Origin of the sequence: Pseudomonas extremorientalis (genome assembly GCF_024584605.1) — a bacterium.
Lineage (GTDB): Bacteria > Pseudomonadota > Gammaproteobacteria > Pseudomonadales > Pseudomonadaceae > Aquipseudomonas > Aquipseudomonas extremorientalis.
Genome location: NZ_CP089519.1, coordinates 4,284,392 through 4,309,863, shown reverse-complemented (window position 1 = coordinate 4,309,863; position 25,472 = coordinate 4,284,392). Strand labels below are relative to the sequence as shown.

19 protein-coding genes and 4 tRNA genes are annotated in these 25,472 nt (G+C 60.6%); 18 read left to right on the top strand and 5 right to left on the bottom strand.

Going from position 1 to position 25,472, the window contains the following annotated elements; all coding sequences use genetic code 11:
• Positions 1–29: 29 nt before the first annotated feature.
• On the bottom strand, positions 30–1,412 hold the full coding sequence (locus tag LUU92_RS19345; protein ID WP_222540094.1) for an aldehyde dehydrogenase family protein: 1,383 nt from the start codon (positions 1,410–1,412) through the stop codon (positions 30–32).
• A gap of 103 nt (positions 1,413–1,515) precedes the next feature.
• On the opposite strand from LUU92_RS19345, the gene ptrR reads away from it, so the two are divergent.
• The gene (ptrR, locus tag LUU92_RS19340) at positions 1,516–2,388 is read left to right on the top strand and encodes a putrescine utilization regulator PtrR (RefSeq protein WP_257102497.1); all 873 of its coding nucleotides are present in this window, start codon (positions 1,516–1,518) and stop codon (positions 2,386–2,388) included.
• Between the two features lie 13 nt (positions 2,389–2,401).
• Here the strand turns inward: ptrR and LUU92_RS19335 are convergent, their stop codons facing one another.
• The gene (locus LUU92_RS19335; RefSeq protein ID WP_092250320.1) at positions 2,402–2,611 is read right to left on the bottom strand and encodes a hypothetical protein; all 210 of its coding nucleotides are present in this window, start codon (positions 2,609–2,611) and stop codon (positions 2,402–2,404) included.
• 100 nt (positions 2,612–2,711) lie between these two features.
• Positions 2,712–3,908, bottom strand: coding sequence for an amino acid aminotransferase (locus LUU92_RS19330; RefSeq protein ID WP_071490115.1), 1,197 nt, complete (start codon positions 3,906–3,908; stop codon positions 2,712–2,714).
• Positions 3,909–4,251: 343 nt separating this feature from the next.
• Here LUU92_RS19330 and uvrB point away from each other — a divergent pair, with 343 nt between their 5' ends.
• The 12 genes from uvrB (at position 4,252) to LUU92_RS19270 (ending at position 15,672) form a co-directional block, all read left to right on the top strand.
• Positions 4,252–6,267 carry an excinuclease ABC subunit UvrB gene (gene uvrB / locus LUU92_RS19325; RefSeq protein WP_071490114.1) on the top strand — a complete coding sequence of 672 codons (2,016 nt, stop codon included), beginning with the start codon at positions 4,252–4,254 and terminating at the stop codon, positions 6,265–6,267.
• Positions 6,268–6,443: 176 nt separating this feature from the next.
• Positions 6,444–7,925 (top strand): glutamate--tRNA ligase, encoded by a 1,482-nt coding sequence (gltX, locus tag LUU92_RS19320; protein ID WP_222540091.1) that lies wholly within the window; start codon positions 6,444–6,446, stop codon positions 7,923–7,925.
• Between the two features lie 147 nt (positions 7,926–8,072).
• Positions 8,073–8,148: transfer RNA gene (locus LUU92_RS19315), tRNA-Ala, on the top strand.
• A 78-nt stretch (positions 8,149–8,226) separates the two neighbouring features.
• Positions 8,227–8,302: transfer RNA gene (locus LUU92_RS19310), tRNA-Glu, on the top strand.
• Positions 8,303–8,352: 50 nt separating this feature from the next.
• Positions 8,353–8,428, top strand: a tRNA-Ala gene (locus LUU92_RS19305).
• A gap of 77 nt (positions 8,429–8,505) precedes the next feature.
• A tRNA-Glu gene (locus LUU92_RS19300) sits at positions 8,506–8,581 on the top strand.
• Between the two features lie 180 nt (positions 8,582–8,761).
• Positions 8,762–9,301 carry a TetR/AcrR family transcriptional regulator gene (locus LUU92_RS19295; protein ID WP_058426896.1) on the top strand — a complete coding sequence of 180 codons (540 nt, stop codon included), beginning with the start codon at positions 8,762–8,764 and terminating at the stop codon, positions 9,299–9,301.
• A 14-nt stretch (positions 9,302–9,315) separates the two neighbouring features.
• Positions 9,316–10,149 (top strand): alpha/beta hydrolase, encoded by an 834-nt coding sequence (locus LUU92_RS19290; protein WP_257103869.1) that lies wholly within the window; start codon positions 9,316–9,318, stop codon positions 10,147–10,149.
• Positions 10,150–10,189: 40 nt separating this feature from the next.
• Positions 10,190–10,624 (top strand): acyl-CoA thioesterase, encoded by a 435-nt coding sequence (locus tag LUU92_RS19285; RefSeq protein WP_033901813.1) that lies wholly within the window; start codon positions 10,190–10,192, stop codon positions 10,622–10,624.
• Positions 10,625–10,679: 55 nt separating this feature from the next.
• Entirely contained in the window at positions 10,680–11,639 is a 960-nt protein-coding gene (locus LUU92_RS19280) for a tRNA dihydrouridine synthase (RefSeq protein WP_071488108.1), read from the top strand.
• Positions 11,640–12,191: 552 nt separating this feature from the next.
• Positions 12,192–14,231: a hypothetical protein gene (locus LUU92_RS19275; RefSeq protein ID WP_257102496.1), complete on the top strand. Its 2,040-nt coding sequence runs from the start codon at positions 12,192–12,194 to the stop codon at positions 14,229–14,231.
• A gap of 142 nt (positions 14,232–14,373) precedes the next feature.
• A complete protein-coding gene (locus tag LUU92_RS19270) occupies positions 14,374–15,672 on the top strand; it encodes a hypothetical protein (RefSeq protein ID WP_071492226.1) in 1,299 nt (432 codons plus the stop codon).
• Positions 15,673–15,676: 4 nt separating this feature from the next.
• Here the strand turns inward: LUU92_RS19270 and LUU92_RS19265 are convergent, their stop codons facing one another.
• Together LUU92_RS19265 and LUU92_RS19260 are read right to left on the bottom strand one after the other, a co-directional pair.
• Positions 15,677–18,955 carry an EAL domain-containing protein gene (locus LUU92_RS19265; protein ID WP_071492225.1) on the bottom strand — a complete coding sequence of 1,093 codons (3,279 nt, stop codon included), beginning with the start codon at positions 18,953–18,955 and terminating at the stop codon, positions 15,677–15,679.
• 66 nt (positions 18,956–19,021) lie between these two features.
• Positions 19,022–19,912: a LysR family transcriptional regulator gene (locus LUU92_RS19260; protein WP_071492224.1), complete on the bottom strand. Its 891-nt coding sequence runs from the start codon at positions 19,910–19,912 to the stop codon at positions 19,022–19,024.
• A 139-nt stretch (positions 19,913–20,051) separates the two neighbouring features.
• Between LUU92_RS19260 and leuC the strand changes: the two genes are divergently transcribed.
• The 5 genes from leuC to asd all read left to right on the top strand — a co-directional run bounded on the left by leuC (position 20,052) and on the right by asd (position 25,331).
• Positions 20,052–21,470, top strand: a complete 1,419-nt coding sequence (leuC, locus tag LUU92_RS19255; RefSeq protein WP_058426888.1) for a 3-isopropylmalate dehydratase large subunit — start codon at positions 20,052–20,054, stop codon at positions 21,468–21,470.
• A gap of 10 nt (positions 21,471–21,480) precedes the next feature.
• Positions 21,481–22,125: a 3-isopropylmalate dehydratase small subunit gene (leuD, locus tag LUU92_RS19250; RefSeq protein WP_058426887.1), complete on the top strand. Its 645-nt coding sequence runs from the start codon at positions 21,481–21,483 to the stop codon at positions 22,123–22,125.
• A 128-nt stretch (positions 22,126–22,253) separates the two neighbouring features.
• A complete protein-coding gene (locus LUU92_RS19245; RefSeq protein WP_222540085.1) occupies positions 22,254–23,018 on the top strand; it encodes a class I SAM-dependent methyltransferase in 765 nt (254 codons plus the stop codon).
• A gap of 53 nt (positions 23,019–23,071) precedes the next feature.
• The gene (leuB, locus tag LUU92_RS19240) at positions 23,072–24,154 is read left to right on the top strand and encodes a 3-isopropylmalate dehydrogenase (protein ID WP_071492222.1); all 1,083 of its coding nucleotides are present in this window, start codon (positions 23,072–23,074) and stop codon (positions 24,152–24,154) included.
• Between the two features lie 64 nt (positions 24,155–24,218).
• Positions 24,219–25,331 carry an aspartate-semialdehyde dehydrogenase gene (gene asd, locus LUU92_RS19235; RefSeq protein ID WP_092250344.1) on the top strand — a complete coding sequence of 371 codons (1,113 nt, stop codon included), beginning with the start codon at positions 24,219–24,221 and terminating at the stop codon, positions 25,329–25,331.
• Positions 25,332–25,472: the final 141 nt, after the last annotated feature.

Genomic DNA, 25,472 nt, shown 5'->3' with positions numbered 1-25,472 from the left:
GTGAGCCACAGGTCAGGCGCTGCTCTGATTTATGTGCGATCCAGCCACACGGTCTGCGCGTTGCAGAACTCGCGGACACCGAAGTGCGACAACTCGCGGCCGAACCCGCTTTTCTTGATCCCGCCAAACGCCACCCGAGGGTCGGAGACACTGAAGGCATTGACGAAGATGCCGCCGGTTTCCAGCTGATTGGCGATGTCCCGCGCCTTCGCCGGGTCGCGGGTGAAGATGCTCGCGGTGAGGCCGAACTCGCTGTCATTCGCCAGGGCCACGGCGTGGTCGGCGTCGCGGGCGGTGATGATCGAGGCCACGGGGCCGAACAGTTCCTGTTTGAACGAGGTCATCTGGTCGGTGACGTTGGCCAGTACGGTCGGCGCGTAGTAATTACCGGTGCCGGGTACTTTATGGCCGCCCAGCAGCAGGGTCGCACCTTCTTCCAGGGTGGCCTGGACCTGGCCATGCAGCTCGTCGCGCAGGTCGAAGCGGGCCATCGGGCCGATGTAGGTGGTGGCTGAAGTCGGGTCGCCCATCACCAGGGCGCGGCTGGCTTCGAGGAATTTGGCGGTGAAGGCTTGCACCACGCCTTCCTCGATGATCAGGCGCTTGGCGGCGGCGCAGACCTGGCCACTGTTCTGGAAACGGCCGATCAGGGCGGCTTGTACGGCGGCATCGAGGTCGGCGTCGTTGAGCACGATGAACGGGTCGGAGCCGCCCAGTTCCAGCACGCATTTTTTCAATGCGGCACCGGCTTGGGAGCCGATGGCGATACCGGCGCGCACGCTGCCGGTGAGGGTGACGGCGGCGATGCGTGGGTCGGCGATGGCTTGGGAGACACCGTCGTTGGTCACGTTGACCACTTCAAACAGGCCTTTGGCAAAACCGGCGGTGTGGAACGCCTGCTGGATCAGGTAAGCGCTGCCCATCACGTTGGGTGCGTGTTTGAGCACGTAGGTGTTGCCGGCCAGCATGGTCGGCACGGCGCCGCGCAGCACTTGCCACACCGGGAAGTTCCACGGCATCACCGCGAAGATCGGACCCAGTGGGCGGTATTCGATCTGGGCGCTGCCGTTGTCCACCTGCGTCGGTTCCGGGGCGAGCATGGCCGGGCCGTGGGCGGCATACCACTCGCTGAGCTGCGCGCATTTTTCGATTTCGGCACGGGCCTGGGCGATGGGTTTGCCCATTTCCAGGGTGATCATCTGCGCCATGTCTTCGGCTTGTTCGCGCAGGGCGCTGGCCAGGCTCAGCAGCAACTCGGCGCGCTGGCTGACCGGCTGGCGGCGCCAGGTGCGGAAGGCGAGGGTGGCGCGCTCAAGGGCGGCATCCAGTTGCTGCGTGGTTTCATACGGGTAGCTGCCGACCGTTTCGCCGTTGGCCGGGTTGATCGAGAGGGCGTGGGTAGTCGCGTTCATGGCACCGTCCTGCTGAATGATGAGGTTGGGTTCAGCCTACGGGGCTATATCTTTTCTGGAAACTGAATAATATTAAGCAATATATTCACGATTGGAGAATGACTTGGACCTGGTGCAGCTGGAAATCTTCAAGGCCGTTGCCGAGCAAGGCAGCATCAGCGCCGCCGCGCAGTTGATTCACCGCGTGCCGTCGAACCTGACCACGCGCATCAAGCAACTGGAGCAGGACCTGGGCGTGGAATTGTTTATCCGCGAGAAAAGCCGCTTGCGTCTATCGCCGGCGGGCTGGAACTTCCTCGGCTATGCGCGGCGCATCCTCGACTTGGTGCAGGAGGCCCGTGCGACAGTGGCGGGGGAGGAGCCCCAGGGTGCGTTTGCCCTCGGTTCGCTGGAGAGCACGGCGGCGGTGCGTATCCCGGCGTTGCTCGCGGCGTACAACCAGAAACACACCAAGGTCGAGCTGGACCTGAGCACCGGGCCGTCGGGCACGATGATCGAAGGCGTGTTATCGGGGCGGTTGGCGGCGGCGTTTGTCGACGGGCCGGTGCTGCATGCCACCTTGGAAGGCGTGGCGGTATTCGAGGAAGAGATGGTAGTGATCGCGCCGCTGCATCACGCGCCGATCACCCGGGGGCAGGATGTGAATGGCGAGAACATCTACACTTTCCGCTCCAACTGCTCGTATCGGCACCATTTTGAGCGCTGGTTCTCACAGGATGGCGCGGTGCCGGGCAAGATCTTCGAGATTGAGTCGTACCACGGCATGCTCGCCTGCGTCAGTGCCGGCGCCGGGCTGGCGCTGATGCCGCGCAGCATGCTCGAGAGCATGCCGGGGTCGGCGGCGGTGAGTGTGTGGCCGCTGACGGACAACTTCCGGATTTTGAATACCTGGCTGATCTGGCGGCGCGGGACGGTGTCACAGAGCCTCAACAGCTTTGTAAAGCTGTTGGAGGAACGCGATCTGGTTGCTTCCTAGATTGTGATTGGTATCAGCCGCCGAATTGCAGGGTGCCCATGGCCAGTTTTGCCATGATTGCAGTTGCGCCCAACTGCACCAGCCACAGCGCCAGGCCGCCAAGGAATACACCGAGCGCCACTTGCAGTACCAGGCTCTTCTGGCGCTTTGCTTGCGGTGCACGCGGGGGGAAGTGGTCCAGCTCGTCGCGGTCGGCACGCAGGTCCAGGTCGTCGTTTCTCATAAGGTACTCACAGCAAAGGGGCGGTCGAGGTTCAGTCTAGGGGCTGGAGACGAAAAAGGGGAAGCCATCGGCTTCCCCTTCTGGTGCAACGGCTACAGATTTACAGCACCTGAACGATTGCCTTTGTGACTGCATCAATGTTCGACTGGTTCAACGCCGCCACACAGATACGCCCGGTATCCAGTGCGTAGATGCCGAATTCGCTGCGCAGGCGGGTAACTTGCTCAACGGTCAGGCCGGAGTAGGAGAACATCCCGCGCTGGCGGCCGACGAAGCTGAAGTCGTGCTCCGGAGCAGCCTTGGCCAGGGTGGCGACCATCTGCTCACGCATGCCACGGATGCGCAGGCGCATTTCAGCCAGTTCGGTTTCCCACTGGGCGCGCAGCTCAGGGCTGTTCAGCACCGCTGCCACGATGGCCGCACCGTGGGTTGGCGGGTTGGAGTAGTTGGTGCGGATCACACGCTTGACCTGGGACAGGATGCGCGCGCTTTCTTCCTTGGACTCGCCGACGATGGACAGTGCGCCCACGCGTTCGCCGTACAGGGAGAACGACTTGGAGAACGAGCTGGACACAAAGAAGGTCAGGCCCGATTCAGCGAACAGGCGCACAGCGGCGGCGTCTTCGTGGATGCCGTCGCCAAAGCCCTGGTAGGCCATGTCGAGGAACGGCACCAGGTTCTTGGCCTTGACCACGTCCAGCACGTTCTGCCAGTCGGCCGGGCTCAGGTCGACGCCGGTCGGGTTGTGGCAGCAGGCGTGCAGCACCACGATGGATTGCGGCGGCAGGGCGTTGAGGTCTTCGAGCAGGCCGGCGCGGTTCACGTCATGGGTGGCGGCGTCGTAGTAGCGGTAGTTCTGCACCGGGAAGCCGGCGGTTTCGAACAGCGCGCGGTGGTTTTCCCAGCTCGGGTCGCTGATGGCGACGACGGCGTTGGGCAGCAGTTGCTTGAGGAAGTCAGCCCCCAGCTTCAGCGCGCCAGTGCCGCCGACCGCTTGTACGGTGGTGACGCGACCAGCGCTGAGCAGTGGCGATTCAGCGCCGAACAGCAGGGTTTGCACAGCCTTATCGTAGGCTGCGATGCCATCGATCGGCAGGTAGCCACGGGCGGCGTGTTGCGCCACGCGAATGGCTTCCGCTTCGGCAACGGCACGCAAGAGTGGAATCTTCCCCTCCTCGTTGCAGTAAACGCCCACGCCAAGGTTGACCTTGGTGGTTCGTGTATCGGCGTTGAATGCTTCGTTGAGGCCCAGGATAGGGTCGCGTGGTGCCATTTCGACAGCGGAGAACAGGCTCATTTTTGCGGCAGCTCTATGGGGGGTAGGAGGGACGTGTCGCGCTCCAGCCGAATGCACTAGAGCGGTGCACAAACGGGGAGCTAGTATAGAGGCCATCACCGTCGAGGGCGACAGCCGAAATGGCTTTTCGGCCAAGTTTTTCGGTTTATTTGCTGACCGTTAGTCTTATTGCAACATTGATCCGGCACGGCACGTAGGACGATGGTCTTGAAACCCGTCACATTCGGCACCACTTCTACAGCTATCATGGTTTTTTCCTGCAACCTGCGATGATCATTCGCGGGTTGCCGAGCTATTTCGTCCCTGGCGGTTTCGAGTCTGGGGTGACTTCACGAGGTACGTTATGTCGGATTTCCAACTCGTCACCCGTTTTGAACCCGCCGGCGATCAGCCGGAAGCCATTCGCCAGATGGTCGAAGGCATCGAGGCCGGCCTGGCCCACCAGACGCTGCTCGGGGTGACCGGTTCGGGCAAGACCTTCAGCATCGCCAACGTGATCGCGCAGATCAATCGTCCTACCCTGGTGCTGGCGCCGAACAAGACCCTGGCCGCGCAGCTCTATGGTGAGTTCAAGGCGTTCTTCCCGAACAACGCGGTGGAGTACTTCGTTTCCTACTACGACTACTACCAGCCCGAAGCCTACGTGCCGTCCTCCGATACCTTTATCGAGAAGGATGCGTCGATCAACGACCACATCGAGCAGATGCGATTGTCGGCGACCAAGGCGCTGCTGGAGCGCAAGGACGCGATCATCGTCACCACGGTGTCGTGCATCTACGGCCTGGGCAGCCCGGAAACCTATTTGAAGATGGTGCTGCACGTCGACCGCGGCGACAAACTCGACCAGCGCGAACTGTTGCGTCGCCTGGCCAGCCTGCAATACACGCGCAACGACATGGACTTTGCCCGCGCCACCTTCCGGGTGCGCGGCGATGTGATCGACATCTACCCGGCCGAATCCGACCTGGAAGCGATCCGCATCGAGCTGTTCGATGATGAAGTCGAGAGCCTGTCGGCCTTCGATCCGTTGACCGGCGAGGTGATCCGCAAGCTGCCGCGCTTCACGTTCTATCCGAAAAGCCACTACGTGACCCCGCGTGAAACCCTGATGGGCGCTATCGAAGGCATCAAGACCGAGTTGGCCGAGCGCCTGGAGTACCTGCGTTCCAACAACAAGCTGGTGGAAGCCCAGCGCCTGGAACAGCGCACCCGTTTCGACCTGGAGATGATCCTGGAGCTGGGCTACTGCAACGGCATCGAAAACTACTCGCGCTACCTGTCGGGACGCGAGTCCGGGGCGCCGCCGCCGACGCTCTACGATTACCTGCCGCCGGATGCATTGCTGGTGATCGACGAATCCCACGTCAGCGTGCCGCAGGTCGGCGCGATGTATAAGGGCGATCGGTCGCGTAAGGAAACCTTGGTGGAATACGGTTTCCGCCTGCCGTCGGCGCTGGATAACCGGCCGATGCGCTTTGATGAGTGGGAAGCCATCAGCCCGCAGACTATTTTTGTGTCCGCCACGCCGGGCAACTATGAGGCCGAGCATGCCGGCCGTGTGATCGAGCAATTGGTGCGGCCGACCGGCCTGGTCGACCCGGAAATCGAAATCCGCCCGGCGTTGACCCAGGTCGACGACTTGCTGTCGGAAATCACCAAGCGCGTGGCCCTGGATGAGCGGGTGCTGGTCACCACGCTGACCAAGCGCATGTCCGAAGACTTGACCGACTACCTGGCCGACCACGGCGTGCGCGTGCGCTACCTGCACTCGGACATCGACACCGTGGAACGCGTGGAAATCATCCGCGACCTGCGCCTGGGCACCTTCGATGTGCTGGTGGGGATCAACCTGCTGCGCGAAGGCCTGGACATGCCGGAAGTGTCGCTGGTGGCGATCCTCGATGCGGACAAGGAGGGCTTCCTGCGTTCGGAGCGCTCGCTGATCCAGACCATCGGCCGTGCCGCGCGTAACCTCAATGGCCGGGCGATCCTGTACGCGGACCGCATCACCGGTTCCATGGAGCGGGCGATTGGCGAGACCCAGCGCCGTCGCGACAAGCAGATCGCGTTCAATCTGGAAAATGGCATCACGCCCAAGGGCGTGTTCAAGGACGTCGCCGACATCATGGAAGGCGCCACTGTGCCAGGCTCGCGCAGCAAGAAGCGCAAGGGCATGGCCAAGGCTGCCGAGGAGAGCGCCAAGTACGAGAACGAACTGCGCTCGCCGAGTGAGATCACCAAGCGGATTCGGCAACTTGAAGAGAAGATGTACCAGCTGGCGCGTGACCTGGAGTTCGAGGCGGCGGCGCAGACGCGGGATGAGATTGGCAAGTTGCGCGAGCGCTTGCTGGCCGTTTGATTGGTGGTGGTTTCATCGGGGGCAAGCCCCCTCCCACATTTGACGGTGTTCACATATCGACTGTGGGAGGGGGCTTGCCCCCGATAGCCGCGCCTCGGTTTTCCAGAAATCCCCCAGGCTGTTACCATTCGCTCCTTGTTTCAATTTTCAGTTTTATCGCCCATTCGAGACCTGCCATGACCACCGTCCGCACGCGCATCGCGCCATCGCCTACTGGGGATCCCCACGTCGGCACTGCTTACATCGCCTTGTTCAACTACTGCTTTGCCAAGCAGCACGGCGGTGAATTCATCCTGCGGATCGAAGACACCGACCAACTGCGCTCCACCCGTGAGTCGGAACAGCAGATTTTCGATGCCTTGCGCTGGCTGGGCATTACCTGGGCGGAAGGTCCGGACGTTGGCGGACCGCATGGCCCGTATCGCCAGAGCGAGCGTAGCGATATCTACAAGCAATACACCCAGCAACTGGTCGACATGGGCCATGCGTTCCCGTGCTTCTGCACCGCAGAAGAACTGGACCAGATGCGCGCCGAGCAACAGGCCCGCGGCGAAACCCCGCGCTACGATGGCCGCGCGCTGCTGCTGTCGAAAGAAGAAGTGGCCCGTCGCCTGGCCGCTGGCGAGCCTCACGTGATCCGCATGAAGGTGCCGAGCGAAGGCGTGTGCGTGGTGCCGGACATGCTGCGCGGTGACGTCGAGATCCCGTGGGACCGCATGGACATGCAGGTGCTGATGAAGACCGACGGCCTGCCGACGTACTTCCTGGCCAACGTGGTCGATGACCACCTGATGGGCATCACCCACGTATTGCGCGGCGAAGAATGGCTGCCGTCGGCGCCGAAGCTGATCCTGCTCTACGAGTACTTCGGCTGGGAACAACCGCAGCTGTGCTACATGCCGCTGTTGCGTAACCCGGACAAAAGCAAGCTGTCCAAGCGCAAGAACCCGACCTCGGTGACCTTCTACGAGCGCATGGGCTTCATGCCGGAAGCGATGCTCAACTACCTGGGCCGCATGGGCTGGTCGATGCCGGACGAGCGCGAGAAGTTCTCGCTGCAGGAAATGGTCGATAATTTCGACCTGTCCCGCGTGTCACTGGGCGGGCCGATCTTCGACATCGAGAAGCTGTCGTGGCTCAACGGCCAGTGGCTGCGTGATCTGCCGGTGGAAGAGTTCGCCAGCCGTGTGCAGCAGTGGGCGTTGAACCCCGAGTACATGATGAAGATCGCGCCGCTGGTGCAGGGCAGGGTGGAGACGTTCAGCCAGGTCGCACCGTTGGCCAACTTCTTCTTTGCCGGAGGCGTGAACCCGGATGCCAAGCTGTTTGAATCCAAGAAACTCTCGGGCGACCAGGTTCGCCAACTGATGCAGTTGATCCTGTGGAAGCTCGAAAGCCTGCGCCAGTGGGAGAAGGATGCGATCACCGCGACGATCCAGGCGGTGGTGGAGTCCCTGGAATTGAAATTGCGTGATGCCATGCCGCTGATGTTTGCCGCGATCACCGGGCAGGCCAGTTCCGTGTCGGTGCTTGATGCGATGGAAATCCTCGGCCCGGACCTGACCCGTTTCCGCCTGCGCCAAGCCCTTGATTTGCTTGGTGGTGTATCGAAGAAAGAAAACAAAGAGTGGGAAAAGCTGCTGGGCGCCATCGCCTGAGCACACGGTTGAAACGACGAAACCCCGGTTTTCCGGGGTTTCGCTGGTAAGTGATTGTTATCCCGGCAAAAAATTTTGGAAATTGTTGAAAATAAATTTGACACGTTTCCAAACCGCCATTAAGATTCGCCCCGTCCTCACCGATGAGGGGCTATAGCTCAGCTGGGAGAGCGCTTGCATGGCATGCAAGAGGTCAACGGTTCGATCCCGTTTAGCTCCACCAATTTTCAGGTTCAAGGTCTGGCCACACCGTCCTTGAATCGATCAGTTCTCAGCGCTGATCAGATGTACAGAAGGTTTTGTCCCCTTCGTCTAGTGGCCTAGGACACCGCCCTTTCACGGCGGTAACAGGGGTTCGAGTCCCCTAGGGGACGCCAGTTTCACCAAGCAGTTCGAAAGGTCTGCTGCGTCGCGAGACGAAAAATCCGGGGCTATAGCTCAGCTGGGAGAGCGCTTGCATGGCATGCAAGAGGTCAACGGTTCGATCCCGTTTAGCTCCACCAATTTACAGTTCCAAGGTTCCGGCCACACCGTCCTTGGATCGATCAGTCTCAGCCTGATCAGTGTACAGAAGGTTTGTGTCCCCTTCGTCTAGTGGCCTAGGACACCGCCCTTTCACGGCGGTAACAGGGGTTCGAGTCCCCTAGGGGACGCCACGATTACCCGCTCTGCGGGATTTTTAAGGGTCATTCAATTATTGAATGGCCCTTTTGTTTGTCTGGCGTTTGGCCAATTCTTTTTCCTTTCCTACTTTTCTTCTGACCAGCGGTCATGCCCGTCGCTTGCCAAATATTATTATGGTAATAATATTCAACCCATGAACATCGGAGGCGATGATGAGCGATAAAAAAGCGCAAACCCGCGAACGCATTTTGCAGGCCGCCAGCGCCGCGCTGATCCAGCGTGGCCCGGCTGAACCGAGTGTGGGCGAAGTGATGGGCGCGGCGGGGCTGACCGTCGGTGGTTTCTACGCGCACTTCGAAAGCAAGGATGCGCTGATGCTGGAGGCCTTCACCCAGTTGCTGGCCAAGCGTCGAGCGTCGATTGATGACATGGACTCACAGCTGACCGGAGAGGAGCGCAGAAGCCTGGTGGCGGCGTTCTACCTGTCGCGCAAGCACCGCGACTCCACTGCCCAGGCTTGCCCGATTCCCGCCACGGTCGGCGAGATGAGCCGCCTGCCGGATGAGTTCCGCCAGGCGTTGAACGAGCACTGTGAGCTGATGGCTGCGCAGTTGGCTGCCAGCCCCGAAGACACCGACAAAGCCCTGGCTGACATGGCGCTGATGATCGGTGGTCTGGCCCTGGCCCGCGCCTTGGGGCCGGGTGAGTTGTCTGACCGTGTGCTGCGCGCCGCCAAGTCGGCCGTGCGCTAGAAGAGGGCTGCATGATGGGCACGCTTACCTGGGTTCGTCGCTTCAACAGCACGCTGGGCCACTTGGTACCGCAAACGGTGGCCAACCGCATGCGTCGCGCCTTCATGACGCCCCGCGACCTGCCGCCGCGTGACTGGGAACTGCCGCTGCTGGCGCAATCGGAGCGCATCACCCTGCGTTTCGGCTTGTCCGCGTTGCGCTGGGGCCAGGGGCCGGCGGTGTTGCTGATGCACGGTTGGGAAGGGCGTCCTACCCAATTTGCCAGCTTGATCAGCGCATTGGTCGACAACGGTTATTCCGTGATTGCCCTTGATGGTCCCGCCCATGGCCGTTCGCCGGGGCGTGAAGCCCATGTGCTGCTGTTTGCCCGCGCCATGCTTGAAGCTGCCGCCGAGTTGCCGCCGCTGCACGCCGTGATCGGCCATTCCATGGGCGGCGCCAGTGCGATGCTGGCGGTGCAGTTGGGGCTGCGCACCGAGGCGTTGGTGAGTATCGCCGCGCCGTCGCGCTTTCTGGATGTGCTGCGCGGCTTTACCAGGATGGTCGGTTTGCCAGCGCGGGCGCGTTCGGCGTTTATCCAGGAGGTCGAGTTGACTTTCGGAATGCCGCTCAAACACCTGGACGTGGCGCATTACCAGATGAATATTCCCGGCCTGATCGTGCACGCCGAAGATGACACCTTCGTTCCGGTCAAAGCCTCGCAAGCCATCCACGAAGCCTGGTTCGACAGCCGCTTGCTACGCCTGGAGCAGGGCGGTCACCAGAAAGTCCTGGCCGATCCGCGTGTGATCGACGCTGTACTGGCGTTGCTGGCCAGCTGTCGTCTACAGGAGCGGCAGAGCGCCTGATACACTCTCCTCGCCGACATTAATCGACTGGGAGCAAGGCATGGGCTGGGATTTGGCAACGCCATTCATCATCGATCTGCAGGTTGCGCCTGAAGACATCGACGGCCTGGGGCACGCCAATAACGCGGTGTACGTGTCCTGGCTGGAGCGCTGCGCCTGGCGCCACTCCCAGCGCCTGGGCCTGGACCTGACCGAATATCGGCGCCTGGACCGCGCCATGGCCGTGGTGCGTCATGAGATCGACTACCTGGCCGCCGGTTATGAAGGCGACGAGCTGCAACTGGCCACCTGGATCGTCGACTGGGACCAGCGCCTGAAAATGACCCGGCGCTTCCAACTGGTCCGCCCCCGTGACGGCGCGACCCTGCTACGTGCGCAAACCACCTTCGTCTGCATTGAACTGTCCACCGGCAAGCCCAAGCGCATGCCGGCTGAGTTCCTCGACGGTTATGGCCCCGCCCTGACAGGGGGTTAACGGTTGCTGTGGGAAACCCAGTAAACTGCGCCACAATTTTTGTTGAGTGTTTTCCATGCAAATTGCTTTGGCGCCCATGGAGGGGTTGGTCGACAACATCCTGCGGGACGTGCTGACCCGTGTCGGTGGTATCGACTGGTGCGTGACCGAGTTCATCCGCGTCAACGACCGCCTGCTCACCCCGGCGTATTTCCACAAACTCGCCCCGGAACTGCTGCACGGTGCCCACACCGCTGCCGGTGTGCCGCTGCGCGTGCAATTGCTCGGCTCTGATCCGGTGTGCCTGGCGGAAAACGCTGCGCTGGCGTGTGAGCTCGGTTCGCAGGTCATCGACCTCAACTTCGGCTGCCCGGCCAAGACCGTCAACAAGTCCCGTGGCGGTGCGGTGCTGCTCAAGGAGCCGGAGTTGCTCAACCAGATCGTCGAGCACGTGCGCCGTGCTGTGCCGGCGCACATCCCGGTGACTGCCAAGATGCGCCTGGGTTTCGACAGCCCGGACGGCGCCCTGGTGTGCGCTACGGCCCTGGCGGAAGGCGGCGCGGCGCATATCGTGGTGCATGCGCGTACCAAGACCGACGGCTACAAGCCACCGGCGCACTGGGAGTGGATCCCGCGTGTGCAGGATGTGGTCAAGGTGCCGGTGTTCGCCAATGGCGATATCTGGAGTGTCGAAGACTGGAAGCGTTGCCGTGAAATCACCGGTGCCGAAGACATCATGCTGGGTCGGGGCCTGGTGGCGCGCCCGGACCTGGCGCGGCAGATCGCTGCCGCGCGGGCGGGGGAGGAGGTGGTCGAAATGACTTGGGCGCAGATGCAGCCCCTGCTCCAGGACTTCTGGACCCAGTCGGTGGCGCAACTGACCGAGCGACAGGCGCCAGGTCGATTGAAGCAGTGGCTGGCGATGCTCACGCGCAACTACCCGGAAGCGGTGGAGCTGTTTACGGCGATGCGTCGGGAAACCGAGCTGGCCCAAGTGAGCCGTTTGCTCGGTATGGTGCCGGTAGACAGTCAGTGAGTGACGGCGCTGAAAAATAGCGTTGATATTTAATAAGTTTTCAAATACATCGATAAATGGGCGCCCTTGGCGCCCTTTTTTTGGGCTGTGTTTAAGTGAAAGTTCCGGGTTGTCAGGGGTGCAGCATTAATGTTTATCGAGGGTGATAGCGCGTTCTGAATGTATGCAGTTATTTGATTGATACCTTGATTTTCAGGAAGAATACAGTTTAATTAACTTCTGGTACGCGCTTGTGCGCAATTAACATAAGTGTGAAATCTTGCCGGAGTAAATGGTTTCATTATTTTAGATTTGGGCTTGGTTGTTACCTTGTTTGTCCATGGAATACTCGCTGGTGCAGTGGATTTAGAGCGGTTTCTTGAATAGTCATAGGCTAAAACCTGATTCTTGATTTTGTTTGCCTTTTGTGAAGTTGGATTGTTGGAACTTGATTGCGTTTCGGTCCACGAAAATAGGGACTGCGAGATGATGATTGTTTCCAGTTTTACATTAATTGCTGTCCGGATTTCCAAATGCTTCGAGGCAGCACATAACTAATCATGAGGTTACAAGATGTCTAATGTATCGCTTGGCACTCCTAAGGCTTTTATTCCGGAACTCCCGTCGGCGAGCAAAAGTTCGACCGGTCTTGTGAAAGATGTTGAGCGCGTCGGCACGCTCGCTACGGATCTCGGTATTAAAGGGGTTGCACGAGACGTTAATCAAACTGTGACGGAGGCAAAGGAGATTTCCGTTAACTCCGATGCGCTGGAAAAATTATTTGAGATGTTTGATCTGGTCTTCAAAGCCATGCGCAGCCTGTTGTCCGGCAGGGGATTCAGTTCTCATGCCACGACAGTAGTACCGCATGCAGCCAAGGCGGAGAGTGGTGTTGAAGTGTCTGTGGAGGGTGGTTCGAATTCCCAAGGGAAGTCGTCACCTTTTGCCAGGAAAGGTGAACGGGTCTCCGGCGGCATTGCGGGCGTGACTATCAATGCAGACGGCTCCACGCAAATGAAGACTGTTGACGATAGTAAGAAATCGACAGTCACTGCGGATAAGGAAGCTAAAGTCAATGTTGGTACTGACGGCTCTGTGCAAGTGAAGACTGCTGGTGATGCTACTAAATCGACAGTTACCGCAGATAAGGGCGCTAAAGTCAATGTTGGTGCTGACGGCTCTGTGCAAGTGAAGACTGCTGGTGATGGTACTAAATCGACAGTCACCGCAGATAAGGACGCTAAAGTCAATATTGGTGCTGACGGCTCCGTGCAAGTGAAGACTGCTGGTGATGGTACTAAATCGACAGTCACCGCAGATAAGGACGCTAAAGTCAATGTTGGTGCTGACGGCTCCGTGCAAGTGAAGACTGCTGGTGATGGTACTAAATCGACAGTCACCGCAGATAAGGAAGCTAAAGTCAATGTTGGTGCTGACGGCTCCGTGCAAGTGAAGACTGCTGGTGATGGTACTAAATCGACAGTCACCGCAGATAAGGACGCCAAAGTCAATGTTGGTGCTGACGGCTCCGTGCAAGTGAAGACTGCTGGTGATGGTACTAAATCGACAGTCACCGCAGATAAGGACGCTAAAGTCAATGTTGGTGCTGACGGCTCTGTACAAGTGAAGACTGCTGGTGATGGTACTAAATCGACAGTCACCGCAGATAAGGACGCCAAAGTCAATGTTGGTGCTGACGGCTCTGTGCAAGTGAAGACTGCTGGTGATGGTACTAAATCGACAGTCACCGCAGATAAGGACGCTAAAGTCAATGTTGGTGCTGACGGCTCCGTGCAAGTTAAAACCACAGGCGATAATAAAGCGGCGACAGTCACTGTGGGCAAGGACGGCAATGTAAGCGTTGGTGCTGATGCCTCCATGGGAGTGAAGACTGCCAGCGATCATACTCAATCGCCAACAGTCACTGCGGGTAATGACGCTCAAGTCAATGTTGATTCCAGCGGCGGTGCACACGTCAATACGGCGGGCGGTAAAAAATCGACCTCAGTGACTGCCGGCAAGGACGGTGATGTTAAAGCGAACGCGAGTGGCGGCAAGCAGATGAACATCACTGGTTTTAGCAATAGTTCGTCGGCGGAGACTGTCGGAAATAGCGTTCAGGGCAAAGTTGGCAGTGACGCGCAGGTGGGCACGTCGGGTAGTGATGCCCAAGTGCAGGTCATGCCAGATGGCAGTACGCAAGTGAGCCTTACACCTGAGGAAGGCAAACAATTCAGGGTGCGTGTGGAGGCCGGTGTCAACGTGCGGATCAGTTCGGAGGGTTGGGGGGAGAACCAACCAGTAAAAATCCGTGACATTACCCCGGGGCAGTCGACGCGTGTGTCGCTGGATACGCAGCCGGAGGCGGAAGTAAAGACCATTTCTCAGTTGAAGGCAGAGGCGAGAGTGGGGACTGAATCCAAGGTGAATGGCGAGTCGAACCCGGAGCAAAAGGTCGAGGTGAAGGTCGAGTCTGAACCCAAGGTACAGACGCCGCCTAATCCAGAGCAAAAACCTTCGGACAAGGTTGATGCAGGGCCAACTGTCGAAGTGAAAAACCCCACCGCCCCGCGCCGGGTCATGAATCCTCGACTGGAGGGGGTAAGGGCCTGATGTGCAGGCGAGCCTTGATAACACCCGGCTCGTCTTAAGGGTTTGATGAGGGATCCAGCCTCCCCGATCACAGGTGCGATTGGGGAGGGCTGGTTGGGGGGCAGCGTTTTTTTCACTCATTCAATTTGGTTTCGGAGGGTTTATGACCTTTGCTGTCTTTGCTCCTCCTGTCGGCTGGGGAAATTCACCGGACTACAGGCACGTTACCCACGCTACGGAGCAGGCGGTTGCCAAACCGACCGCAAAGGGCGTTGGCTTTGAGGCTTCTCGGCGGCATTTTGGCGAGAACTTTGATACCAGCACCCTTGCGGCGGTCATCAAGATGATGATGGCAACCTTTGGGCCAAGACCTGAAGACATGTTTGCCTGGTTCGCACCGGCTGCCGGGGGGTATGCCTTCACCATGAAGGATGAGTTCAAGGGAAAGATTTCCCACCACGAACTCGAACAGACAAGGCGCGCCTCCCGTTTCACCGGCGCAGACAGCGACGCAGTCGACAGCGCCAACGTCGCGCTCGCCGCCTATGTTAAACGTAAGCAGGTGATGGGCGGCTATCACCGCTTTGAGGACGCTCTGGCTGACACTCTGCAGGGTGAGACGACGCTGCGAGGGCTGCAGGGCATGGGTGTGTACGGGCTGTCGCAATATGTTCCGGCGCATCAGATGGTGGGTGATGGGGGGGCGGGTGTGCTCGAGACGCATAGCCGAGGCAGTGCGTTTGTTCTCGATGGCGTCAGGCACGACTGCAACGGTAGGCGCCGTGTTGACCGCGGGTACGGCTACCGGCTGTTCAACGACAAAGCCCAACCCGACACGGCTTCGCCGAATGGCAGAAACACGGTTGTTTCACAGATGCCGGTCGGCATGAAACCCAAGAATATATGGAGCGGCTTTTATCAAGGTGCCGAAGGTAATTGTGTCGCGGTGTCGGCGATCAAAGCCGCGATGATGAGGTTTGGCCAGAATCCCGCGGGCATTTACAAAAGTCTCAGCGCTGTACCCGGTGGTTTTGAGGTGATCATGCGTGATGGCTACAAGGTGTTTCTCAGCCATGAAGAGCGGCGCAAGGCCGAGCATGGGGCAAACCTGGACGGTTCTGACCAGGCGCTCAAGGACGACGCTATTTTTTTGTATGCCGTGAGCGCCAAGCGTGCGCAAATGGAGAACAATGACATGCGTGCTGGCCGCAGTTTCGAGGACGCCATGCATTCGTTGAACGACGGAGAAGCGCCGGGCCAGGTGTTGCGCAGGTTGGGGTTGTCTGCCTACGTGCGGCAGAGCAGTCCACAAGAGTTGGCCAGAGGCGCCATTGGCACCCTCGCAGACCACTGGCATTCGGTTGTGGCCATAGGCGGCTCGGTGGACAACTACGGCCAAAAGCTCGGCTTGATGGCATCGGGGTGGTCCGATAGAGCAATGTGGGCATTGAAGCTGGTGTGAGGGGCTACTTCAACAGTTGCCGGAATCCCTCGATCGGCAAGGGTCGGCTATGCAAATAACCCTGGAACAAATGGCAGCCCAGTTTTTGCAGGAATGCCAGTTGCTCCGGGGTTTCAACGCCTTCGGCGATCACTTCCAGGTTCAGGCTGCGGGCCATTGCCACAATCGCACGGATGATTTCAGCGTCGTTGGGGTCATGGGTCGCGTCGCGCACAAAGGACTGGTCGATCTTCAGCGCATCCACCGGCAGCCGCTTGAGGTAAGTGAGCGATGAATAGCCGGTGCCGAAGTCGTCCATGGCAAAACTAACGCCGAGTTTTTTCAGGCGGCGCATTTTGCTGATGGTGTCGTCCAGATTCTGGATCACGATGCCTTCGGTGATCTCCAGTTTCAAAAGGCTGAACGGCAACTGATGTTGCTTGAGGCTGCGCTCCACCCGCTCCACGAAGTCGTTCTGGCGAAACTGCCGGGGGCTGATGTTCACGCACAGGCTGAAATTCAGTGGGTCTACCAAGCCTTCGTGGATCAGTTGTTGAAAGGCCGCGCAGGCTTCATCCAGGATCCAAGTGCCCACCTCAAGGATCAGGCCGCTGTCTTCCAGCACCTTGATGAATTCGGAAGGTGACTGAGCGCCCAATTGCGGGTGTTGCCAGCGTACCAGGGCCTCGGCGCCGACGATCTTGTTGCCCCGCGCGTCCACCTGGGGTTGGTAATGCACGCTGAACTCGCCACGTGATAAGGCCAGGCGCAAGTCTGTCTCCATGCGCAGGCGTTCGCTGGCGGTTTTTTGCATGCTGTTGTGAAACATCTGCGTGGTGTTGCGCCCTGAATCCTTGGCGCGATACAGGGCGATGTCGGCACGCTTGAGCAAGTCCGCTGGCGTGGAGCCGTGATCGGGAATCAATGCCACGCCAATGCTTGGCGTGACCTGCAGGCGATGACCGTCCAGGAACATCGGCTCCGAGAGCAACTCACGCAGGGTGTCGGCCAACTCCTGCACCTGGCCGCTGACTTCCATGCGCGAGCCTTCCAAGCCGCTGAGCAGCACCACAAACTCATCTCCCCCCAGGCGCGCCACGGTGTCTTCCATGCGCACGCTGGCTTCCAGGCGCGCGGTGACAATCTTCAACACCGTGTCACCCACCGGGTGGCCGAGGGAATCATTGATGTGCTTGAAGTGGTCGAGGTCGAGGAACAGCAGTGCGCCGCGCAAATTGTGGCGCTTGAGCAAGGCGATCTGCTGGCTCAGGCGGTCCATCAGCAGGGCGCGGTTGGGCAGGTTGGTCAGCGGGTCGTGATAGGCCAGGTGGCGGATCTGCGCCTGGGCGTTTTTCAGCAGGCTCACATCGCGGGCGGTCAGCAACAGGCACGGGGTTTCATTCAGGGTGATGGGCTCCACCGAGACTTCCACCGCCAGCAACTCGCCGCGCTTGTTGTGCCAGAGCATTTCCAGGTGATGAATGCGGCCCTTGATCTGCAACTCGGCCAGCAGCGCGGCGCGCTGGTTTTCATCGGCCCAGATGCCGATCTGATACAGCGTCAGGCCAATGGCTTCCTCGGCGCGGTAGCCGGTCAGGCGGCAGAAGCCGTCGTTGACCTCCACATATCGACCGGTGTCGCGCTCAGTGATGGAAATGGCGTCGGGGCTGGAATGGAAGGCCTTGGCGAACTTCTCTTCGCTGGCCTTGAGCGCCGCTTCCGAGCGCTGCTGCTGGGTGATATCGCGCAGCGTGGTGACGATGCACGACTGGTCGCCCACCTTGATCAGACGGCTGGATATCACGCAGGTCAGGCTTTGGCCGCTCTTGTGATGCACCACGATCGCCACATTGTTCAATGCCTGCTCGCGGATCACCCGCTCGATACGCTGCAGGCGCTTGCTCGACTCGTCCCACAGGCCGATCTCTTCGGCGCTTTTGTCGATGACCTCGGCGGCCGTCCAGCCAAAGGTCTGGGTAAACGCGGGGTTGATCTCGATAAACGCGCCGCCCTCCAGACAGGTGACGCAGATCGGGTCCGGGCTGGCCTGGAACAGGCTGGCAAATTTTTCTTCGGAAGCGGTCAGGCGTTGTTCGCGTTCCACCTGGTCGGTGATATCCAGCAGAGTGCCGGCCATACGCAGGGGCGCCCCGTGCTCATCGCGGTACAGGCGGGCGCGGCTTTCGAGGTAGCGTGAGCTGCCGTCTTCCATGGGCACGCGATACGTCAGCTGATAGTTGCCGGCCGGGCCTTCGCGTAGGGTGCGGTAGGCGTTGCGCATGCTATCGCGCTCTTCATCGGGCATGCCCTCGAAGAAGGCGTCGAAGAACTCATGGAACGGCTCCGGCGGCAGGCCGTGCAATTGGGCGGCGCGGGCCGAGCCGTAGAGCATGCCGGTGGGGATGTGCCAGTCCCAGGTGCCCAGTTGCGCCGAGTCCAGGGCCAGGTCGAGGCGCTCCTGGCTGTCCTTGAGGGCCTGCTCGGCGTTTTTGCGCTCAGTGGTGTCGAGAAACGTACTGATCAGGTAGGCCTCGCCCTCCAGTTCGACTTTTTGTGCGCTGAGCGTGCCATCGTGGATTTGGCCGTTACTGGCGCAAAATTGCACCTCCATGGTGATGGGCTCGCCCTTGCGCTGGGTGGCCTTGACCAGCTGCGCGCGTTGCTCGGGGTGGCGCCACAGGCCCAGGTCCAGGGTGGTGCGGCCGATGGCATCGGCGACCGGCCAGCCGAAGAGCATCTCGAAATACTGGTTGGCTTCACTGATCAGTCCGTCGGACTGGCGCGTCAGCAAGACCATGTTGGGGCACAAGTGAAACAGCGTGGCGAAGCGCTTTTCGGAGTGGCTGAGGGCGCTTTCCCGCTCGCGTTGGTGGGTGATTTCGCGGATCACGCCGATCATGCGCCGGCGTCCGGCCTTGTCCGGTAACAGGCTGCCGTTGATTTCCAACCAGTGGAAGCTGCCGTCGGGCCATTGGATACGGTGGTGCATGGCCTGCTCGAACGGCTCGCCCGCCAGCACCGCGTGAAAGGCCCGTACCACCCTGGCGCGATCCGCCGGTGCCAGCAGGTCCAGATAGTCCAGGTCCTTGGGCAGTGGCTGGCGCGGGTCAAAGCCGAACAGCGCCTGGGTGCCCCGCGACCAGCTTATCCTGCCGGTGTCGATTTCCCAGCACCAGGCGCCCAGCCGGGCAGCGTTGAGCGCGGCCAGCAGTTGCGGGGCACTGTCCCAGCTTTGTTCCGCCTCTTGGGGGTCCAGGGCGTAAATGCGGGGCAGGGGTGGCACGGAGTCGACGGGGTTGCGCATTATCAAAGGGCCTTGGCTCGATGGGCGTATGGCGCGGTACAGTTCAGACCTTGAGGCCGCACGGTTTCATGCCGGTATCCCTGGCAGATCGACCTGTGCATCCAATAGGCTCATGAAAGCCCGCGCAGCATTCGACAGCGTCCTTTCGGTGTGCACGATATAGCCTAGCTGGCGACTGAGCTGTATGCCCGGCAAAGCGATACTTGCCACCTGATCATCGAGCATGGTGCGCGGCAACACGCTCCAGGCCAGGCCGATCGACACCATCATCTTGATCGTTTCCAGGTAGTTGGTGCTCATCGCGATATTCGGCGTGAGGCCCTGGGCTTCGAACAACCGGCTGACGATATGGTGGGTGAAGGTGTTGCCGCCGGGAAACACTGCCGGGTGGCCGGCAATATCGGCCAGGTTGACGTGGCCGTTGCTGATCAGGCTGTGCTCTGGCGCCACCACGAAATCCAGTGGGTCGTCCCACACCGGGGTGGCGCGCACCAGGTTGTGGGGATCGGGCGCCAGGGTGATCACCGCCACTTCGGCGCGGCCGTGGAGGATTTCTTCGTAGGCCACTTCCGAATCGAGAAACTGAATATCCAGCGCCACATTCGGGTACGCCCGGGTGAAGGCGCGCAGCACCGGCGGCAGGCGATGCAGGCCGATATGGTGGCTGGTGGCCAGGGTCAGGCGCCCGCTGACTTCGCCGGTGAGGTTGGTGAGGGCGCGGCGCGTGTCGTCCAGCACGTTGAGGATCTGATAGGCGCGTGGCAGCAAGGCCCGTCCGGCCTCCGTCAGACCGACTTCACGGCCCAGGCGATCGAACAGGCGCACCTTCAATTGTTGCTCCAGGCCGGCAATGCGCTTGCTGATGGCCGGCTGGGTCAGGTGCAGGCGCTCACCGGCACCTGAGAAGCTGCCGGTCTCGGCGATGGCGATAAAGGCATTGAGGTTGGCCAGGTCCATGGTGTATTCCAGTTGGTAATCCAAAGCATAAAAAATATGAATTTGAGTTATTTAATGTAGCGCCATACCATCAGCCTCACAAGCCAAAGGGTTATTGAAAAGCCCGGCATAGAGAAACACCGCTGATGAGGACCGACTGATGGCCGGCAAAACGCTTTACGACAAGCTTTGGGATTCCCATGAAGTGAAACGGCGCGACGATGGTTCGTCGCTGATCTATATCGACCGCCACATCATCCATGAAGTGACCTCGCCCCAAGCGTTCGAAGGCCTGCGGCTGGCCGGGCGCAAGCCTTGGCGCGTCGACTCCATCATCGCCACCCCGGACCACAACGTGCCGACCACCCCTGAGCGCAAGGGCGGCATCGAAGCCATTGCCGACCAGGTGTCGCGTTTGCAGGTGCAGACCCTCGATGACTACTGCGACGAATATGGCATCACTGAATTCAAGATGAATGACGTGCGTCAAGGCATCGTGCACGTGATCGGTCCGGAGCAGGGCGCCACCTTGCCGGGCATGACCGTGGTGTGCGGCGACTCCCATACGTCCACCCACGGTGCGTTCGGCGCCTTGGCCCACGGTATCGGCACCTCCGAGGTGGAACATGTGTTCGCCACCCAGTGCCTGGTCGCCAAAAAGATGAAGAACATGTTGGTTAAAGTCGAAGGCCAGTTGCCGTTCGGCGTGACCGCCAAGGACATCGTGCTCGCCGTGATCGGCAAGATCGGCACCGCCGGCGGTAACGGCCATGCCATCGAGTTCGCCGGCAGCGCGATTCGCGACCTGTCCATCGAAGGCCGCATGACCATCTGCAACATGTCCATCGAAGCCGGTGCCCGCGTGGGCATGGTGGCGGCGGACGAAAAGACCGTTGAATACGTCAAGGGCCGTCCATTTGCCCCACAAGGCAAAGATTGGGACGCCGCTGTCGAAGCCTGGAAAGACCTGGTCTCCGATGCCGATGCGGTGTTTGACACCGTGGTCGAGCTCGACGCTGCCCAGATCAAGCCGCAAGTCAGCTGGGGTACCTCGCCGGAGATGGTCCTGGCTGTCGACCAGAACGTGCCGGACCCCGCGCAGGAAGCCGACCTGGTCAAGCGCGGCTCCATTGAGCGCGCCTTGAAGTACATGGGCTTGAAGGCCAACCAGGCGATTACCGACATTCAGTTGGATCGCGTGTTCATCGGTTCCTGCACCAACTCGCGGATCGAAGACCTGCGCGCCGCGGCGGTGATCGCCAAGGGCCGCAAAGTGGCTTCGACTATCAAGCAAGCCATCGTGGTGCCGGGCTCGGGCCTGGTCAAGGCGCAGGCTGAAGCCGAAGGCTTGGACAAGATTTTCCTCGAGGCCGGTTTTGAATGGCGTGAGCCGGGCTGCTCCATGTGCCTGGCGATGAACCCGGACCGCCTGGAGTCGGGTGAGCACTGCGCGTCCACCTCCAACCGTAACTTCGAAGGGCGTCAGGGCGCCGGTGGGCGTACCCACCTGGTCAGCCCGGCCATGGCCGCCGCCGCTGCCGTCAACGGTCGTTTCATCGACGTTCGCGAATTGATCTGAGGAATACCCGATGCGTGCTTTTACCCAACACACCGGCCTTGTCGCCCCTTTGGATCGCGCCAACGTCGACACCGACCAGATCATTCCCAAGCAGTTCTTGAAGTCGATCAAGCGCACCGGCTTCGGCCCGAACCTGTTCGACGAGTGGCGCTACCTGGATGTGGGCTACGCCTACCAGGACAACTCCAAGCGCCCGCTGAACAAGGATTTTGTGCTCAACGCCGAGCGTTACCAGGGCGCCAGCGTCTTGCTGGCCCGGGAAAACTTCGGCTGCGGTTCCAGCCGTGAACACGCGCCATGGGCCCTGGAAGAGTATGGCTTTCGCAGCATCATCGCGCCGAGCTATGCCGACATCTTCTTCAACAACAGCTTCAAGAACGGCCTGCTGCCGATCATCTTGAGCGATGCCGAAGTGGACGAGCTGTTCAAGCAGGTCGAGGCCGAAGAGGGCTACCAACTGACCGTTGACCTGGCCGCGCAGACTGTGACCCGTCCAGACGGCAAGGTGTATCACTTTGAAGTGGATGCGTTCCGTAAGCACTGCCTGATCAACGGCCTGGACGATATCGGCCTGACCTTGCAGGACGGCGATGCGATTGCCGCGTTTGAAGCCAGGCACCGGGCGAGCCAGCCTTGGTTGTTTCGCGATGCCTGATTGGCGGTAACCGTGCGGGCCCCATCGCGGGCAAGCCCGACTCCTACATTGGAATGCATTCCAACTGTGGGAGCTGGCTTGCCTGCGATAGCGCCAGTACCAACACCCCAAAACCCAAGGAAACCACCATGACCACCACCGCCCACACCCAAGTTGTGCAAAAACAATTCGGCGAGCAAGCCTCCGCCTACCTGAGCAGTGCCGTGCACGCCCAGGGCACCGAATTCGCGCTGCTCCAGGCCGAACTGGCCGGGCAGGGCAGTGCGCGACTGCTGGACCTGGGCTGCGGTGCCGGTCATGTCAGCTTTCACGTCGCGCCGCTGGTCAATGAAGTGGTCGCCTACGACCTGTCCCAGCAGATGCTCGACGTGGTCGCCGCCGCTGCGACGGACCGTGGTCTGGACAATATCCGCACCGTGAACGGCGCCGCTGAGCGCCTGCCGTTCGCCGATGGCGAGTTCGACTTCGTGTTCAGCCGTTATTCGGCCCACCACTGGAGCGACCTCGGCCTGGCCCTGCGTGAAGTGCGCCGGGTGCTCAAGCCGGGTGGCGTGGCGGCCTTCGTCGATGTCTTGTCACCGGGCAGCCCGCTGTTGGACACTTACCTGCAAACCGTTGAAGTGCTGCGCGACACCAGCCACGTGCGCGATTACTCTGCCGCCGAGTGGATGCAGCAGCTCAGCGAATCCGGTCTGCATGTACGAACCAGCAGTCGCCAGCGCCTGCGCCTGGAATACACCTCGTGGGTCGAGCGCATGCGCACGCCGCAGGTGCTGCGCGCGGCGATCCTCGAGCTGCAACAGGCGATGGGTCAGGAAGTGCGCGATTATTACGAAATTCAGGCTGACGGCACCTTCAGCACCGACGTGCTGGTGGTCTTCGCCGAACGCTGATTGTTTTTTCCCGACCTGCCCACGGGCGGGTCGCTTGATGAAATGAGGAACGCATGAGCAAGCAGATTCTGATTCTCCCTGGCGACGGTATTGGTCCGGAAATCATGGCCGAAGCGGTCAAGGTGCTGGAACTCGCCAACAGCAAGTACAGCCTGGGTTTCGAGCTGAGCCACGATGTGATCGGCGGCGCGGCCATCGACTTGCATGGCGTACCGCTGGCCGATGAGACCCTGGAGCGCGCGCGTGCGGCCGACGCCGTACTGCTCGGCGCCGTGGGCGGCCCGAAATGGGACAAGATCGAACGTGACATCCGCCCTGAGCGCGGCCTGCTGAAAATCCGTGCGCAACTGGGCCTGTTCGGCAACCTGCGCCCGGCGATCCTCTACCCGCAACTGGCCGACGCCTCGAGCCTCAAGCCGGAAGTGGTCGCGGGCCTGGATATCCTGATCGTGCGTGAGTTGACCGGCGGTATCTACTTCGGCTCGCCACGCGGCGTGCGCGAGTTGGAAAATGGCGAGCGCCAGGCCTACGACACCCTGCCGTACAGCGAGAGTGAAATCCGCCGTATCGCCCGTGTCGGCTTCGACATGGCCCGCGTGCGTGGCAAGAAGGTCTGCTCGGTGGACAAGGCCAACGTACTGGCCTCCAGCCAACTGTGGCGCGAAATCGTCGAAGAAGTGGCCAAGGACTACCCGGACGTCGAACTGAGCCACATGTACGTCGACAACGCCGCCATGCAACTGGTGCGTGCGCCGAAGCAGTTCGACGTGATCGTCACCGACAACCTGTTCGGCGACATCCTGTCCGACCAGGCGTCGATGCTCACCGGTTCCATCGGCATGCTGCCGTCGGCGTCCCTGGACACCAACAACAAGGGCATGTACGAGCCTTGCCACGGTTCGGCGCCGGACATCGCGGGCCAGGGCATTGCCAACCCGCTGGCGACCATTTTGTCGGTGTCGATGATGCTGCGTTACAGCTTCAACCTGAGCGACGCGGCGGATGCCATCGAGAAAGCCGTGAGCCTGGTGCTGGATCAGGGGTTGCGCACCGGCGACATCTGGTCGCAGGGTTGCACCAAGGTCGGTACGCAAGAAATGGGCGACGCAGTAGTCGCCGCGCTGCGGAATCTGTAATCTCTCGGGCCCGCTTGCAGTTGTTGCTGCAAGGCGGCCCACTTTTTAACAAGGTGTAGTTGCGATGAAACGTGTAGGTCTGATCGGTTGGCGCGGTATGGTCGGTTCCGTGCTCATGCAGCGGATGCTGGAAGAGCAGGATTTCGATCTTATCGAGCCGGTGTTTTTCACCACTTCGAATGTGGGTGGCCAGGGGCCGTCCGTGGGCAAGGATATTGCTCCGCTCAAGGACGCCTACAACATTGAAGAGCTGAAAACCCTCGACGTGATTCTGACCTGTCAGGGTGGCGACTACACCAGCGAAGTCTTCCCCAAGCTGCGCGAAGCCGGCTGGCAGGGTTACTGGATCGACGCCGCCTCGAGCCTGCGCATGCAGGACGACGCGGTGATCATCCTCGACCCGGTGAACCGCAAGGTCATCGACCAGCAGTTGGATGCCGGCACCAAGAACTACGTCGGCGGCAACTGCACCGTCAGCCTGATGCTGATGGGCCTGGGCGGCTTGTTCGAAGCTGGCTTGGTCGAGTGGATGAGTGCCATGACCTATCAGGCGGCCTCTGGGGCCGGCGCGCAGAATATGCGTGAGCTGATCAAGCAGATGGGTGCGACCCACGCCGCGGTCGCCGATCAACTGGCCGACCCGGCCAGCGCGATCCTCGACATCGACCGCCGCGTGGCCGAAGCGATGCGCAGCGATGCTTACCCGACCGAAAACTTCGGCGTGCCGTTGGCCGGTAGCCTGATCCCATGGATCGACAAGGAACTGCCGAACGGCCAGAGCCGCGAAGAGTGGAAGGCCCAGGCCGAGACCAACAAGATCCTCGGCCGCTTCAAGAGCCCGATCCCGGTGGACGGCATCTGCGTGCGCATCGGCGCGATGCGCTGCCACAGCCAGGCGCTGACCATCAAGCTGAACAAAGACGTGCCGATCACCGATATCGAAGCGTTGATCAGCCAGCACAACCCGTGGGTCAAGCTGGTGCCGAACAACCGTGATATCAGCATGCAGGAACTGAGCCCGACCAAGGTCACCGGCACCCTGAATGTACCGGTGGGTCGTCTGCGCAAACTGAACATGGGCAGCCAGTTCCTCGGTGCGTTCACCGTGGGCGACCAGTTGCTGTGGGGCGCGGCCGAGCCGCTGCGCCGCATGTTGCGGATCTTGCTGGAGCGTTGATCGCGTGAGGCAATGATGGAAACCCGCGCTCTGGTGACAGGCGCGGGTTTTTTGTTGTTTGGTCGGGCCTCATCGGGGGCAAGCCCCCTCCCACATTTTGACCTGCGAACCCGTTCGAGTGTGGGAGGGGGCTTGCCCCCG

What these genes read in the sequence shown, in the direction of transcription:
- LUU92_RS19345 (WP_222540094.1), bottom strand. Translation starts at nt 1,412, where the DNA reads ATGAACGCGACTACCCACGCCCTCTCGATCAACCCGGCCAACGGCGAA.
- LUU92_RS19335 (WP_092250320.1), bottom strand. Translation starts at nt 2,611, where the DNA reads ATGAGAAACGACGACCTGGACCTGCGTGCCGACCGCGACGAGCTGGAC.
- LUU92_RS19330 (WP_071490115.1), bottom strand. Translation starts at nt 3,908, where the DNA reads ATGAGCCTGTTCTCCGCTGTCGAAATGGCACCACGCGACCCTATCCTG.
- uvrB (WP_071490114.1), top strand. Translation starts at nt 4,252, where the DNA reads ATGTCGGATTTCCAACTCGTCACCCGTTTTGAACCCGCCGGCGATCAG.
- gltX (WP_222540091.1), top strand. Translation starts at nt 6,444, where the DNA reads ATGACCACCGTCCGCACGCGCATCGCGCCATCGCCTACTGGGGATCCC.
- LUU92_RS19295 (WP_058426896.1), top strand. Translation starts at nt 8,762, where the DNA reads ATGAGCGATAAAAAAGCGCAAACCCGCGAACGCATTTTGCAGGCCGCC.
- LUU92_RS19290 (WP_257103869.1), top strand. Translation starts at nt 9,316, where the DNA reads ATGGGCACGCTTACCTGGGTTCGTCGCTTCAACAGCACGCTGGGCCAC.
- LUU92_RS19285 (WP_033901813.1), top strand. Translation starts at nt 10,190, where the DNA reads ATGGGCTGGGATTTGGCAACGCCATTCATCATCGATCTGCAGGTTGCG.
- LUU92_RS19280 (WP_071488108.1), top strand. Translation starts at nt 10,680, where the DNA reads ATGCAAATTGCTTTGGCGCCCATGGAGGGGTTGGTCGACAACATCCTG.
- LUU92_RS19275 (WP_257102496.1), top strand. Translation starts at nt 12,192, where the DNA reads ATGTCTAATGTATCGCTTGGCACTCCTAAGGCTTTTATTCCGGAACTC.
- LUU92_RS19270 (WP_071492226.1), top strand. Translation starts at nt 14,374, where the DNA reads ATGACCTTTGCTGTCTTTGCTCCTCCTGTCGGCTGGGGAAATTCACCG.
- LUU92_RS19265 (WP_071492225.1), bottom strand. Translation starts at nt 18,955, where the DNA reads ATGCGCAACCCCGTCGACTCCGTGCCACCCCTGCCCCGCATTTACGCC.
- LUU92_RS19260 (WP_071492224.1), bottom strand. Translation starts at nt 19,912, where the DNA reads ATGGACCTGGCCAACCTCAATGCCTTTATCGCCATCGCCGAGACCGGC.
- leuC (WP_058426888.1), top strand. Translation starts at nt 20,052, where the DNA reads ATGGCCGGCAAAACGCTTTACGACAAGCTTTGGGATTCCCATGAAGTG.
- leuD (WP_058426887.1), top strand. Translation starts at nt 21,481, where the DNA reads ATGCGTGCTTTTACCCAACACACCGGCCTTGTCGCCCCTTTGGATCGC.
- LUU92_RS19245 (WP_222540085.1), top strand. Translation starts at nt 22,254, where the DNA reads ATGACCACCACCGCCCACACCCAAGTTGTGCAAAAACAATTCGGCGAG.
- leuB (WP_071492222.1), top strand. Translation starts at nt 23,072, where the DNA reads ATGAGCAAGCAGATTCTGATTCTCCCTGGCGACGGTATTGGTCCGGAA.
- asd (WP_092250344.1), top strand. Translation starts at nt 24,219, where the DNA reads ATGAAACGTGTAGGTCTGATCGGTTGGCGCGGTATGGTCGGTTCCGTG.